General features: G+C 45.6%; 14 protein-coding genes and 3 tRNA genes. 4 read left to right on the top strand and 13 right to left on the bottom strand.

Going from position 1 to position 14203, the window contains the following annotated elements:
• Nucleotide 1: 1 nt before the first annotated feature.
• Both CA267_RS02915 and CA267_RS02920 read left to right on the top strand, forming a co-directional pair.
• On the top strand, nt 2–3157 hold the full coding sequence (locus CA267_RS02915; protein ID WP_075608872.1) for an efflux RND transporter permease subunit: 3156 nt from the start codon (nt 2–4) through the stop codon (nt 3155–3157).
• A gap of 118 nt (nt 3158–3275) precedes the next feature.
• Nucleotides 3276–3761, top strand: a complete 486-nt coding sequence (locus CA267_RS02920) for a GNAT family N-acetyltransferase (protein WP_075608871.1) — start codon at nt 3276–3278, stop codon at nt 3759–3761.
• 68 nt (nt 3762–3829) lie between these two features.
• On the opposite strand, the gene CA267_RS02925 is transcribed toward CA267_RS02920, so the two are convergent.
• Both CA267_RS02925 and CA267_RS02930 read right to left on the bottom strand, forming a co-directional pair.
• The gene (locus CA267_RS02925; protein WP_075608870.1) at nt 3830–4441 is read right to left on the bottom strand and encodes a TetR/AcrR family transcriptional regulator; all 612 of its coding nucleotides are present in this window, start codon (nt 4439–4441) and stop codon (nt 3830–3832) included.
• Between the two features lie 98 nt (nt 4442–4539).
• Nucleotides 4540–4965, bottom strand: coding sequence for a CBS domain-containing protein (locus CA267_RS02930; RefSeq protein ID WP_075610020.1), 426 nt, complete (start codon nt 4963–4965; stop codon nt 4540–4542).
• A 227-nt stretch (nt 4966–5192) separates the two neighbouring features.
• On the opposite strand from CA267_RS02930, the gene tpx reads away from it, so the two are divergent.
• Entirely contained in the window at nt 5193–5690 is a 498-nt protein-coding gene (tpx, locus tag CA267_RS02935) for a thiol peroxidase (RefSeq protein ID WP_075608869.1), read from the top strand.
• Between the two features lie 267 nt (nt 5691–5957).
• Here tpx and CA267_RS02940 read toward each other — a convergent pair.
• The 4 genes from CA267_RS02940 to CA267_RS02955 form a co-directional block, all read right to left on the bottom strand.
• Nucleotides 5958–6047 (bottom strand) — tRNA-Ser (locus CA267_RS02940).
• Nucleotides 6048–6191: 144 nt separating this feature from the next.
• Complete coding sequence (nadA, locus tag CA267_RS02945; protein WP_075608868.1) at nt 6192–7256, bottom strand: quinolinate synthase NadA; 1065 nt, start codon at nt 7254–7256, stop codon at nt 6192–6194.
• Nucleotides 7257–7406: 150 nt separating this feature from the next.
• A tRNA-Lys gene (locus CA267_RS02950) sits at nt 7407–7482 on the bottom strand.
• Between the two features lie 46 nt (nt 7483–7528).
• Nucleotides 7529–7604 (bottom strand) — tRNA-Lys (locus CA267_RS02955).
• A 761-nt stretch (nt 7605–8365) separates the two neighbouring features.
• Between CA267_RS02955 and CA267_RS02960 the strand changes: the two genes are divergently transcribed.
• Entirely contained in the window at nt 8366–8740 is a 375-nt protein-coding gene (locus tag CA267_RS02960; protein WP_075608867.1) for a hypothetical protein, read from the top strand.
• Between the two features lie 12 nt (nt 8741–8752).
• Here CA267_RS02960 and ybgF read toward each other — a convergent pair whose 3' ends face one another.
• Genes ybgF through ybgC form a run of 7 tightly spaced genes read right to left on the bottom strand, consistent with a single transcriptional unit; the run spans nt 8753 to nt 13911 of the window.
• Complete coding sequence (gene ybgF / locus CA267_RS02965; protein ID WP_075608866.1) at nt 8753–9574, bottom strand: tol-pal system protein YbgF; 822 nt, start codon at nt 9572–9574, stop codon at nt 8753–8755.
• The gene (pal, locus tag CA267_RS02970; protein WP_075608865.1) at nt 9574–10140 is read right to left on the bottom strand and encodes a peptidoglycan-associated lipoprotein Pal; all 567 of its coding nucleotides are present in this window, start codon (nt 10138–10140) and stop codon (nt 9574–9576) included. Before pal ends, ybgF begins: the two co-directional genes overlap by 1 nt.
• Before the next feature lie 38 nt (nt 10141–10178).
• Nucleotides 10179–11534: a Tol-Pal system beta propeller repeat protein TolB gene (gene tolB / locus CA267_RS02975; RefSeq protein WP_075608864.1), complete on the bottom strand. Its 1356-nt coding sequence runs from the start codon at nt 11532–11534 to the stop codon at nt 10179–10181.
• Between the two features lie 5 nt (nt 11535–11539).
• Nucleotides 11540–12331 carry a cell envelope integrity protein TolA gene (tolA, locus tag CA267_RS02980; RefSeq protein WP_075608863.1) on the bottom strand — a complete coding sequence of 264 codons (792 nt, stop codon included), beginning with the start codon at nt 12329–12331 and terminating at the stop codon, nt 11540–11542.
• A 46-nt stretch (nt 12332–12377) separates the two neighbouring features.
• Nucleotides 12378–12803 carry a protein TolR gene (gene tolR, locus CA267_RS02985; RefSeq protein WP_075608862.1) on the bottom strand — a complete coding sequence of 142 codons (426 nt, stop codon included), beginning with the start codon at nt 12801–12803 and terminating at the stop codon, nt 12378–12380.
• A gap of 39 nt (nt 12804–12842) precedes the next feature.
• Entirely contained in the window at nt 12843–13523 is a 681-nt protein-coding gene (tolQ, locus tag CA267_RS02990) for a protein TolQ (RefSeq protein ID WP_075608861.1), read from the bottom strand.
• Nucleotides 13513–13911: a tol-pal system-associated acyl-CoA thioesterase gene (gene ybgC, locus CA267_RS02995; protein WP_075610019.1), complete on the bottom strand. Its 399-nt coding sequence runs from the start codon at nt 13909–13911 to the stop codon at nt 13513–13515. Before ybgC ends, tolQ begins: the two co-directional genes overlap by 11 nt.
• Nucleotides 13912–14203: the final 292 nt, after the last annotated feature.

Genomic DNA, 14203 nt, shown 5'->3' on the forward strand with positions numbered 1-14203 from the left:
TATGAAGGAAGAATACGATACGCATACGGGTATAATATCGTGGTTTGCAAGAAACTCTGTGGCTGCCAATTTAATGATGATTTTTGTCATCATCATGGGCGTTGTCGGCTATATGACCATTCAGCGTCAGATGTTTCCTAACATCGAAATTAACTACATTAATATTTCTGCACAATATCCCGGGGCCTCACCGCAGGAAATTGAAGAAAGCATTCTGGTGAAAATAGAGGAGTCGTTAAAAGACGTCACGGAAATTAAGCGCATAATTTCCCGCGCGTTTCGAAATGAGGGGCGCGTTACCTTAGAAATTGATAAAAACGAAAAGCTTACCGATGTCCTGGATAAAATAAAACTACGGGTAGATGGTATTGCTACCTTTCCGGCAGGAATGGAGCCGGTAAATATCTCTCAGGATGAGTTTCAGCAAAGCGTAATTGAAATGCCGCTGGTTGGTGATGTCCCTCTTACAGAACTAAAACCCCTGGCAAAACAAATTGAAGATGAGCTACTCCAGTTGGCCAATATTTCGCTGGTTGAAGTCTCAGCACCGGATGATGAAATCTCGGTAGAAATTAAACCAGAAATGTTGCGCATGTATAATCTGACGATTGACGACATAAGTGCAGCAATCCGCGCCTATTCGGCTAATTTATCCGCAGGCCAACTAAAAACCAATGCGGGAGTGATTTCTGTCCGCGTTGAAAACCAATATTACAGCGGCGAAGAGTTTGGCTCTATTCCTGTTAAAGTTGGCACAAGTGGTGCCAGAGTATTGCTTTCTGATGTAGCCACGATCAATGATGGTTTTGTCGAAGGCGAGCGTTATTTTAAATATTCAGGCAAAAACGCAATTTATATTGCTGTTAATGCAACTAAGAATCAAAGCATTATTCCTGTTGCCGAGACAGTAAAAAGCTATATTGAAGCACGTAACAAAACCCTACCCAAAGGCGTGCAACTGGAAGTTCTGGTAGACATGACCTACTACCTGAATGCGCGCCTGAATATGATGTTATGGAACCTGCTGGAAGGTTCGATTTTAGTGGCGTTAATGTTAACTATTTTTCTGCGCTTCCGTTTAGCGTTTTGGGTAATGCTAGGCTTGCCCATCTGTTTCTTAGGCGCGGTGATGCTGATGCCGCTATTCGGGCTCAGTATCAATATTCTCTCGCTTTTTGCGTTCATCATGGTGCTGGGTATTGTGGTCGATGATGCCATTGTTATCGGCGAGAGTGCCTACACAGAAATTGAATCGAAAGGCGGCGGTGTAGACAACGTAATACGCGGTGCCAAGCGGGTCGCTACGCCGGCAACTTTCGGTGTACTCACCACCATTGCGGTATTTGCACCTTTCACCCTGAGCAGTGGCCCCGAAGGCGCATTCTTTTATAATATTGCGGTTGTCGTAATACTCTGTTTGGCGTTCAGTTTAATCGAATCCAAGCTGATCCTGCCCGCCCATATCGCCCATACTCGTTTTTCGCCTGTGAAAGAAAACAGTTTGCGGGCAGGTTTTAATCGCCGCTTTAGTGGCTTTGTTAATGGCCCCTACCGCAGACTGGTTGAGCATGCACTGGAATGGCGCTGGGCAGTGTTGATGATATTTGTGGGCTTATTGATGCTGAGCGTCGGCCTTATAAGCGCCAATTTTGTGCGAATGGTACCCAATCCAAAAGTGCCCCATGATTTTCCACAAGTGAAAATTGAAATGAACGAAAATGTGTCGGATGAGGCAACTATCTTTGCCTTGAAAACCATCGAAAGCACTATCAGGAACATAGAAGAAGATATTAAAAGCGAATATGGTAAGGGAATGGTTCGTGACTTACTTGCGTTTAATGAAGAACGCACAGAAGGGAGGATCGTCGCCCCGTTGGTAGAAGAGGACCTGCGTCCGTTTGACACCTTTGAACTGGCCCGACGCTGGCGAGAAGCGATTCCCGAAATTCCCGGCATGAAATCTTTTACTGTCTATGACGATGTGAATGGTGAAGGCGATGACGGTGAATTCGGCTATTTATTGTACGGTTCTGATATCAGCACGCTCAACGCAGCCGGACGTAAATTTATACAGATGCTGCAGCAGCAAAAGGGTCTGTTCGATGTAAGCTCGACAATTGATCCAGATAGCAAAGAAGTACAGATGACGCTACTACCTGTTGCCTATGATTTAGGGCTAACGCTGTCAAATATTGCTAATCAGGTGGGCTCCAGCTTCTATGGTGGTGAAGCTCAACGTATTATTCGTAACGGTGAAGAAGTAAAAGTAATGGTGCGATATCCAGAACTTACCCGCGAACGCTTTGCCGAATTGAAATACACCATCATTACCACGCCTTCCGGGAAAGAAGTCATGTTGGGTGACGTGGTCAATCTTATCGAAAAGCCGGGGATCAGTTATATCCGCCGTGAAGGAGGCTATCGAAGCGTATATGTTTGGGGCAATATTGATGAAGAAGCCATTGAGCCTAATGAAGTCGTCAAACAAATAGATGAGAAGTTACTACCTCAGCTTAAAGAAGCCTTTCCTTCGGTAATGACTGAACTTGGGGGGGATATTGAAGAACAGCAAGCACAGCAAAGCGAGCAGGTGTATTTCTTTGTTGCCGCTATGCTCATGGTTTATGTATTACTGGCAGTGCCGCTTAAAAGCTACGGCCAGCCGCTGATCATAATGTCGGTCATCCCTTTTAGTCTGACGGGTGCAATATGGGGCCATTTTTTGTTGGACCTGGATTTAAGCATGATGTCCACGTTTGGCTTAATTGCTGCGGCCGGTGTTGTAATCAATGATTCGCTGGTAATGACAGATTTCATTAACCAGAGACGGGCGCAAGGTTACTCCGTGCGAGAAGCCGTTGCCGAAGCGGGAAGCGCGCGGTTTCGAGCCATTACCCTCACCTCTATTACCACCTTTGTTGGTGTACTGCCCATTATGTTCGAAAGTAGCCTACAGGCTGCTTTTGTTGTACCTATGGCGGTGGCGCTAGGTTTTGCCGTTATGTATGCGACAGTGGTAACGCTGGTACTGGTGCCTTGCCTGTATTTGATACTCATTGATCTTGGCGTTCCGTTTACAGCCGTGAGAAAGAAACTACGTAAACACTCAGCGAATAAGTCTGGAAAGAGTAGCGACCTTTCAGCGGAACAACATTAATAAATCTATACAGGGGAGCCAAGTCTCCCCTGCTCTTTAGAAAACTGGTCACTGCCATAGCTCCCGTTTTTATTCCACGTTAGAATAGCGTTCTTATTTAACGATTTAGGGAACAAAATTGTCGGATTTTACTCTTCGTGTTGCTACCTCTGACGACAGCCAACAAATTCTGGCATTTATTACAGAATTAGCCATTTATGAAAAAGCCGAGCATGAAGTTGAATCTTCAGTGGAAGATATCAAGCGAACACTTTTTAGTGAAGAGGCCACCGCACATTGTGTTATATGTGAACGCGGTGGAGCGGCAGTAGGTTTTGCCGTGTATTTCTATAACTACTCCACCTGGCAAGGAAAGAACGGGCTTTATCTGGAAGACTTATATGTTTCTTTGCAACACCGCGGTTCTGGAGCCGGAAAAGCACTGCTAAAATATCTTGCCCAACATGCGGTTGCCAATGATTGCGGACGTTTCGAGTGGAGCGTACTTGACTGGAACGAACCCGCCATCAGGTTTTATGAATCGATTGGCGCCAAGCCTCAGAGCGAGTGGATAAAGTATCGTCTGGATGGTGAAGCCTTAACGTCATTTGCAGAATCAGAGTAAACTGAAATTACAGGGTCTGGTAGTCTCAAGATCTTCCGCCTCTTTTTCTCATGCTGGCGCTGCGGGATTTAGGCGCGATAGTGACTTAAAAAAAGCAGAGCCGTTTGTGTTGCCACTTTTTTCTTGCCTTGCAAAGAGATTGGTGGCTCGATTTTCATCAACTGCGGCCAGAAACAATGCCCTTTTATTAAACTTGAAAGCTCCTTAACGCTATATTCCAAGTCTGGCAGTGTTAAGGTACCGTCGTCCCGCGCAGACTTAAGCCACTTATGCAGCACCGTTTCCTGGGCCGTAAGCTGCTCCACCTCATCTCGCAATCGATCAGGATGATAGAAAAAGTGACCAAAGGCGACTCTCGCCAACTCCAGATATTCACTACCGGTAATCAGTTCAATTTCAGCCAGTAAAATGGCAGAAAGTTGGTCTTCAAGTGGTGTAGTGTTGTCATATTGCACCGGAATACTCACCATACTCTTTTGCCAGAGCGCTTTGATGAGATGCATGACGATGACTTCTTTCGCGTTGAAGTGGTTGTATACCGTACGCTTCGACACATTTGCCATTTCAGCCAGTCTATCCATGCTGGTTCCCGCCACACCGTACTTTTGAAAAGCTTGCTTGGCAGCACAAATAATAGCTTCGCGTTTTACGTCGCTTCTGGTTCGGGTAACCGTAGCCATGGTATTCACTTCTTTAACTCAATCCGATCCATTTTACACAGCAATAATTATTGAGCAAATTAAGTTACGGTGAAATATCGTGCTTCCATGCGCGCTTTTCAGCGACTTCGTTTTGCCTTAACCATCTGCTCGACATAACGCATGATGTCGCGCCAGGAGACAATACCTACCGGATTATGTTTATCGTCGATAATTGGGATACAGGAAATAGCATGGCGATTAAAAAGCGCTATAGCGCTTACAATGGAACTCGATGCTGTTAAGGTTATCAACTCCCGGCTCATTATCTGGTGAGCTTTGCGTTCCAGTGTGGCTCTGTCGCGGCTGCGCTCGGTGACTTCATCAAGAAAAGGGCTTAGGGCTTTTAACAAATCACGATCGGAAATTATTCCCAACAGCTTCTTATTTTCAACCACAAGTAGATGGTGAAAGCCGGTGCTTTGAAAAATTTCACGAACAGTGGCAAGGTTATCATCCAGGTGCACCGTGACAACCCGTGTGGTCATAATATCAGCAAGACTCATGATTTCGTACTCCCCGGTTCTTGTTATAAGCATATCTGTTTCACTCAGGGCAAGAAAGCGTAAAAGCACGATTCAGTCGCAGTTTGCTCTACATCAAGTTGTATAAGTACGTACAAGAAAAACGTGATTTATAGAAATAGCTGCAGAAGAAGGTTTCGCTACACTTGTATTCGCAGGAGAAAACACCCATATACCAGTAGCATTTTTAAACAATAAGGGAATAAACCATGGCAACAGTGACACTTAAAGGTAACCCGTTGGAAACAGTAGGCGAACTTCCGGAAAAAGGAAGCAATGCTCCAGGTTTCACTTTAGTTAAAGCTGATTTAAGCACGGTCAGTTTGGATGAGCTAAAAGGCAAGCGCGTAATTTTAAATATTTTTCCTTCTATTGATACGGGCACATGTGCCATGTCTGTACGTAAATTTAATGAAAAAGCGAGCTCTGTGGAAAATACACAAGTTGTCTGTGTTTCTGCAGATCTTCCCTTTGCTGCTGGGCGTTTTTGTGGTGCAGAGGGCATTGAGAATGTGGTAACCGCCTCAACGTTCCGCTCTGACTTTGGTAAAGCCTACGGGGTAGAATTTAGCACCGGCCCATTGACGGGCTTGTTATCTCGTGCAGTTGTTGTCTTAGATACTGATGGCAAAGTTGTCTACACTGAGCAAGTAAAAGAAACCGCAGATGAGCCAGATTATGATGCCGCTTTAGCTGCACTGCAGTAACCTTCTGTTATTCTCAGCCCGCCTCTGTGCGGGCTTTTTTGCATTTACAGGGCTGAGAAAAATTCTCGTGCTGAGCGAGCACACATTATTGCGGATTGTTCTAAACTGCTCCTGGGAATGTAGCCCTCAAGTTTCCCCAAAGCTCCATGAGTCGTAAGCACACGCTTGGTGAGATTTTTATCCAACGGTATCGGCATTGAACGCCAAACCAGCTGGCTCTCAAGAGCGCAGACACAAAAAACCCGCTTCGTAGCGGGTTTTTTTAATTGGCGGAGAGAGAGGGATTCGAACCCTCGTTAGGGATTAACCTAAACACACTTTCCAGGCGTGCGCCTTCAGCCACTCAGCCACCTCTCCAATTTTAAATCTCATATGAGCCCTATCTTTGCTCATATCAGCAATTAAAACGCTTATATCAGGGCTTCCTGTCAGCGCGCGTATAGTAGGTAATGTTGCGCCGTGAATCAAGAACTTGTCGAGAAAAAAGGTGTAACTGCCGATTTATTCAGCGTTTACAGCAACTTTGCTGTTAAGTTGCGCCGAAAAATTGAGCATGCGATTTAAAGGCACCAGCGCGTCTTTGCGCAGGTTTTCATCAACAGTTATCTCATGACCCTGTTGGCCTTGCGTCAAGGCGTTATATATAGCCTGTAGTCCGTTCATTGCCATCCAGGGACAATGAGCACAGCTTTTACACGTAGCGCCATTACCTGCTGTTGGAGCCTCAATAAATGTTTTGTGAGGCGCCAGTTGTTGCATCTTATAGAATATTCCCTTATCCGTTGCTACGATAAATGTATCGTTAGGCAGCGTTTGAGAAGCCTTTATTAGCTGGCTGGTTGAGCCCACTGCATCTGCCATTTCCACAACGCTGGCAGGCGACTCAGGATGCACTAAGATGGCAGCGTCTGGATACAACGCTTTCATGTCATTTAGCTTCTGCGCAGAAAATTCGTCATGCACAATACACTCGCCCTGCCACATCAGCATATCTGCACCTGTTTGCTTGGCAATATAAGCGCCTAAATGGCGATCTGGGCCCCAAATAATCTTTTTGCCCTGCTCGTCCAGATGCTCAACGATATCAAGGGCAATACTTGAGGTAACTACCCAGTCGGCGCGCGCTTTCACTGCCGCAGACGTATTTGCGTATACCACAACGGTATGATCCGGATGTTGATCACAAAATTCACTGAAAGCATCTACAGGGCAGCCTAAGTCCAACGAGCACGTAGCTTCTAGCGTAGGCATCAGCACTGTTTTCTCGGGACTAAGAATTTTTGCGGTTTCACCCATGAAGCGTACACCGGCTACAATAAGCGTTTGCTCGTTCGCATCCCGGCCAAAGCGCGCCATTTCCAAAGAATCAGCGACACAGCCGCCAGTTTCTTCCGCCAGCGCCTGAATTTCCGGATCAGTGTAGTAATGCGCCACCATTACTGCATTGCGATCTTTGAGAAGCTGCTTAATTTCAGCTTTTAACCTTTCCCGACGCTCATAAGATAAAGGTTCTGGTTTAGCAGGAAACGGATAATCAATTTGTTCAACTCTAAATGCGACTGACATAGCTCACTGACTCAGTTGACGACATAGCAAGGGCGAGAATTATACCCGAATGTCATAAAAATTACATAATTTAAAGGTATGAATGAAGACGGAGAAATCAAGGCCTACACAAACGAGAAAAAGAATCTTGTGTAGTTAAATTGAGGAAGATGGTGGGTCGTGCTGGATTCGAACCAGCGACCAATTGATTAAAAGTCAACTGCTCTACCAACTGAGCTAACGACCCATCTTCTGGTGCTAAAAAACGATTATCCATTTTGCTGATAAAAGGATGGTGGGTCGTGCTGGATTCGAACCAGCGACCAATTGATTAAAAGTCAACTGCTCTACCAACTGAGCTAACGACCCATCGTTTTTCTTTGTTACCGTACCGGTGGCAACGGCGGCATATATTACCCATATTCTGCGACGGCGCAACCCATAATGTGCAATTATTTTCACTTTTAATGAAAAAAGCGTTCAAACGTTCAAAATCAGACCGAATCGACCAATATTTCCGCGCTTTTCGCTTCACATGCGTGTTAAGTTCGCGTTAATTAACACTAAACCATCTAATTCTAGTGGGAAAAAATTTCCCCTTTTCCCTTACACTCCCAAAGTCCAGCCGCAATTTCATGCTTTCATCTGATGCGGAATAATCTACATAATTGATTATGGGCGCATTATGGCCTCCAACTCAGGAGGAGTGGGTCTTTAAAAATAAAAACACCACCAGGTATAATGGGGTGCTACCGTTAGAATTTCTGCCGCAGATTTTTCAAACTTCATGCATTTGACGTAAAAAATCGCTTTGCTTCTTAATGTTTCAGTAATTCCTTTGCACGGGTGACAACTCACCATCAATGACAATAGCATGAGTCACTCAAAATAACCCTTCCGGCATCGCTTGATAATCATTAATCTCCATGTTGTCTCTTTATCAATAGTAACTAGGTTGGGATTGCCAATCGTACTCACCCATAGCAACAGGGATTCACTCCGGATGCAGCCTGAGTCTGCGTTGCTCGAATTCGAAGCGTCATTTCTTTCACCATCGGCCTTTTCGTTCAGGCGCCTAAGCTAAGGGCTTTTGAAATTGCCCTAAGGGAACGCCCAGCGGCTAATATTCTATGTTCTCACTATTTGAAAAGGAACAGCCATTCCTGCATAGCGTCGCCTCGTTCATTAATCTATGGATGCATTCTGAGTGTGCCGTTATCGCTATGAATTGTAATGACATCAACCGCGTTGGTGCTGCTATTAAAAGTGGCGAGGCGGGATTCTTAGACAGTAGTTCGTATATGGCTAGAACGCACAGTACCGGTAGGCGCAACATGGCGCTGTCGAGCGGCGTGGTTTATTTCATTGAGATAAATGAGAACTTTTGCTCTCTTCCTGATGATGCGCTATTGCAACGAGCCCTCCTAAAGGAGCGAAGTGGCTTGCTGCGCGTTGGGGCTTATCTGACGGTAAAAAAAAGCCTCCCAACCGAGGGAGGCTCTTAAGCTAAATACGTTCTACAGGCCGCTGAGTCTCGATTCTGCCAGCTTCCTTGCGGAAGAGTTAGGATACTTACTAACAACCTCTTGCAGATACTGCTTCGCCTTCGCGTTATTACCTTTTCGTTCTTCAATAACGCCAAGTTTCAGTAAAGCATCAGGACGTTTAGTGGAACTGCTAAACTTGTTTGAAACAATGTTGAATTGTTCGGCAGCCTTATCCCATTGCTGTTTATTGAAGAGCAACTGCCCCAACCAGTAATGAGCATTCGGCGCGTACTGGCTATTAGGGAAACGTTTAATAAAAGACTGAAAAGCAGGTATCGCTTTATCATATTCACGCGACTTCAGAATAAGATTAACAGCGTCATCATACGCCGAACTTTCGTCTGCGCTACCCGCGGTTATTTCCGGCTCATTTTCTGGCGTATCGTCAGAGGCACCAGTCGAAGAACTTGTTGCGCTTCCTGCGGAAAAGCCCGACTGCTTAAGTGCCTCAACACGCTTATCGATCTCCAGGTATAATTCGCGTTGTCTTTCCAGTACTTTTTCCAACTGATTAGTATGAACTTCGACGGCTCCACGAAGTTCATCAATATCGCCTTGCATCATGTCCAGTTGTTGTTGAAGTCGATGCTGCATTTCGGTACGACTAGCGACTATGCGCTCTAATACAACAATCCGCTGTTCCAGGCTCCCGTTATTCCCGCTGCCACTAGCATTGTTATTGCTGCTATTAACATCGTAAACTGGAGCCTGCGCCAACACCGCAGTAGAAATAGCCAGGGACAGAAGTGTCGCCCCGCCCTGTTTTACGCGTTTATGCAAGGTAAAAACCATTATTGATATACAACCACGCCGCGACGGTTTTGTGCCTGAGCATATTCAGTAGAGCCCATAACCGCAGGTTTTTCTTCACCGTAAGAAACAGTAGAAAGCTGGCTGTTACTTACCCCGGCATTGCGCAGATAGGTTTCTACTGCCTGCGCACGACGCTCGCCCAACGCTATATTATATTCTGGTGTGCCACGTTGGTCAGTATGCCCTTCAATCACAACCTTCTGATCAGGATTTTGTACTAAAAACTCGGCATGTCTGTCTAACAGTGTTTGAAACTCAGACTTAATTGTCGCTCGATCGAAATCAAAATAAACGGTCTGCTCTTTTTTCAGAGCTTCCATTTGCTCCTGAACCATCTCTTGTTGACGTTCCATTCGTTGCGCAGATTCAGCCTGAACACGCTGTTCTTCAGCTGCTTGAGCCTGACGTTCTGCTTCAGCCTGCTCTTGCGCTACGCGATTGCGCTCTGCAGCCAACTCCTCTTCAGTAGGGCCTGAAGAACAAGCCATCATGGTCACCACGGGTAAGGCGATCATGAAGCTTCTCATTATTTTATTCAGTTGCATCCTCTTAATCCTTATAGTTTTTTATCAACAATCTAATATTAAAACAAAAATGGTGACCAACTTGGTGATTTCACCTGCCCATTGGTTGCTGGTAACCTGGCTTTAAAACGCCCGTCAAGTGATACTAAGGATAATACCTGTGTACCATCATGCAAGGTGCTATAAATTATCATGCTTCCGTTCGGTGCAACACTGGGAGATTCATCCAGATAGGTCTGGCTCAATACCTGAATTGCACCGTCTTCAAGACCTTGCTTGGCAATATGATAATCCCCGCGAGTCCTGTTCACCAAAACAACTTGCTTGCCATCAGGTGTAAAGGCACCGCCAAGATTCTGCTCGCCCTCAAAAGTAAGACGTCTTACTTTTCCTGATGCTAAATTTACGCGATAAATTTGAGGTTTACCACCCCGTTCCGAACTAAAAATCAATGTCTTACCATCCGGAGACCAAGCGGGTTCAGTATCTATTGCGCGATTGTGAGTAATTCGCCGCAAATTCTTTGATGCAATGTCCATGATATAAACTTCAGGATTGCCATCTTTTGATAGAACCATCGCTAACTGCTTGCCATCAGGAGAAAAAACCGGGCTACTGTTAATCCCCGGGAAATCCGTCATCTGCTTGCGTTGCATGGTATATATATCTTGGATGAAAATTTGCGGGCGCTTATTTTCAAAGCTGACATAGGTAAGCTTCTCACCGTCCGGCGACCATGAAGGAGACATGAGCGGTTCTGGAGAAGACAGTAAGCGTGTTTCATTTTCGCCATCATAGTCTGCAATGACTAACTGGTAGGGTAATTTGTTTTCCTTCCTGTCTCGCACTACCACATAAGCGATACGAGTTAAAAACGCGCCGCGCACGCCCGTTAGCTTTTCATATACAACATCGCTGATTCTATGCGCGTACTGGCGAAAATCTTTTCCATCAATAACAGCCTCACGGGAAGCTATTACATGGTCTCGAGCAGTGACCAGTTCGCCATTTTGAAGACCATGTGATTTTCCGCCCGTAACCTGGGCACGCAGCACATCAATTAACTCATACTTTACTTTGTATCTGTCAACTGACTCTTGTTCAATGGTTCCTACCAATATCGTGTCGACGCCTGTAGATGCCCAGGCGGAATAATTAACTTCGCTATCGGTGGTAGGCTGCTGCGGCATTTTTTCCGGAGCAATAGGATTAAATTTTCCACTGCGCATTAAATCTGCCATTACCACTTCTGAAATATTACCCGGCATTTGACCACTGCCTTTCCACTTGAAAGGCACCACGCCGATGGGGCGCGCACTATCGATACCTTCAGTGATTACTATTTCAAGTGCCGCACGCGCTAACGAGCTAAATATCAGCACCGTCAAGCCGAGTATTAAACCTATTTTTCTCATTGTCACTACAGTTCCACCGTCAAATTAATGTTTTTTAGTTCTGCATATACGTCTGGTGCCTCTGACATTGGCATCCGATCAGGCCGCAAAACGGCGCTCTGCGCTGCACGGCACAAAGCAGGGTCGCCATCCACTACAGAAACTTTTGTTACTAAACCCGTCGTCGCAAGCCTGATATTGAGTCTACAGCGCTTGCCGTCAAAGTTCGAATCTTCAATTAAATATCGCATTATTGTCTGTTGTATTAATGCTTGATAGCGCTCTACTTCAGACATGACCTGCTTCGCCCGACGCTGCTGCTGAGCGGCCTGCTCTGCAGCAAGCTGCTCTTGCATAATCCTTTCCATTTCCGCTTTTTCTTGTGCTTCCTTACGTCTTTTCTCTGCAGCGGCTCTTTCCTGCGCTTCTTTCTCTTTTCTTTCCTTAGCTTGTTGTGCCGCCAACTCCTTTAATTCCAACTGACGCTGCTTTTCTGCTTCTTCAGCTTGTCGTTTCTCTTGTGCTCGTTTCTGCGCAGCTTGTTTCGCAGCCGCCTCTTTTTGGCGCTGGCGCTCAGCAGCCTGTTTAGCCTGACGTTGTCGTTCCGCCTCTTGTTCCTTAGCCCTGGCTTGAGCTTCCGCCTGTTCTTTTGCCCGCTTTTGATCGGCGATGGCCTGAGCATCAATAAAAGTAGCCTTAATAACAGGCGCATTGGTGGCCGGTGCAGGAAGAGGATCATGAGAGAAACTGACGCTAATGAGTAACACCGCAGCGATTAGCAAGTGCACACCAACTGACTTGTAAATTGCCGCCGTCATCGGTGACACTGCCGCTGGTTTCTTTGCGGACGTTTTTAACTCTGGTTTATTCGGGCTCAACGGGATCTGTCATCAAGCCTACCGAAGGTACGCCTGCTCCTTGTAACAGCACCATAAGTTGAATCACTTTATCGTACTCCACTTTACCATCACCTTTGACCACGACCGGCGTCTCAGGATTCTTTTTAAGCTGCGCCTGCACTAAGGCTGCCAGTTCGTCACCGGCCAGCGATTGCTCTTGCTCTTCTCCCACATTAAGAAAATAGTCTCCGCGCACATCAACTGACGCTATCAGCGGCGGGGTATCTTCCTGTTCAATAGGTTGGGCGCTTGCTTTCGGCAAGTCAACTTTAACCCCTTGGGAAATTAGAGGTGCCGTTACCATAAAGATAATAAGCAGCACCAGCATCACATCAATGTATGGAACCACATTGATTTCTGAGACCGGCCGGCGGCGTTTGCGCGTATACATCGATACTCTCCTTACAGAAACACTGCTAGAACCAGCATGTTACGCTGGCTGGGCTGCGAGGGCTTGACGATGAAGAATGGCGGAAAATTCTTCCATAAAGTTACCGTAGCTATTCTCCAGCTTTTCCACTTTGTGACTGAATCGGTTATAGGCGATAACTGCTGGAATAGCTGCGAAGAGACCGATTGCTGTGGCAATCAACGCTTCTGCGATACCCGGCGCAACCATAGCCAGCGTCGCTTGTTGGACTTCACCTAAAGCGATGAAAGCATTCATAATGCCCCAAACCGTTCCAAACAAGCCGATATAAGGGCTAATTGAGCCTGCTGTTGCCAAAAAAGGTAATCGACTTTCCAATTCCTCTACTTCACGTGACATGGCTACCCGCATCGCTCTGTAAGTCCCGTCAACAATAGCGGTACTGCCGGTATTGCCTTTACGTAATCGCACAAATTCCTTAAAGCCGGCACAGAAAATATTCGCAATGCCTGTGATATCCGAACGGGCCGACAGTTCCTGATACAGACGATTTAGATCTGCACCTGACCAAAACTTATCTTCAAAGGTGCGCATCTGCTTTTGAGCCGCATTTAACGCTTTGGTGCGTTGAAATATAAACGTCCAAGAAGCAACCGAAACGCCCAGCAGTAACAACATAATCAATTGAACAACAAAACTTGCTTGTAAAAACAGACCAATAAACGTTAAATCAGATTCCACCCGTTAAATCCCCTGCTAATGTATGTGGTATTCTTTTGGCTTTCATTTTTAAAGGATCCACACACGCTACTTGTATTTCCGCCGTGACCAGCTGGTCATCTTGCGAGTTTCTTATCAATTGTTTGAATGTCATGCTCGCCCCCTTTAATTCTACAATGCGCGATTCAATACTCAACAACTGATTGAATCGAGCAGGCGCAAAATTATGCATCTCCACGCGTTTGACGACGAAGGCGATAGATTGTTCCATCAAATCATCTTGTTCGTAGCCAAGCTCTCGTAACCATTCCGTTCTCGCTCGTTCCATAAACTTAAGATAATTTGCATAGTAGACAATACCACCGGCATCTGTGTCTTCATAGTACACACGTACTTGCCACTTGTGCATCATTAACCTTCCACCGCAATTAAAATAATCAGAACTCACCTTTCTTTCGCGTCATTCAAGCCCTTAATGTAGGCGTTATGCCCCTTTATGACAATGATTACAGGGAATTTTTAAATATTTATTGACGAGACATTAACACATGATTAACGCATTAGTTTTATTAATCTTAAATCTGAATTTAACTCAATTGTACAAGGGGGTATTATCTCTATAATTAGCATCATCAAGTCGTACAGAGCATGATGGTCATGACGAAAGTTGCTGACGGTCATGTGAGAGTTTTCTCCTGTTA

Origin of the sequence: Alteromonas pelagimontana (assembly GCF_002499975.2) — a bacterium.
Lineage (GTDB): Bacteria > Pseudomonadota > Gammaproteobacteria > Enterobacterales > Alteromonadaceae > Alteromonas > Alteromonas pelagimontana.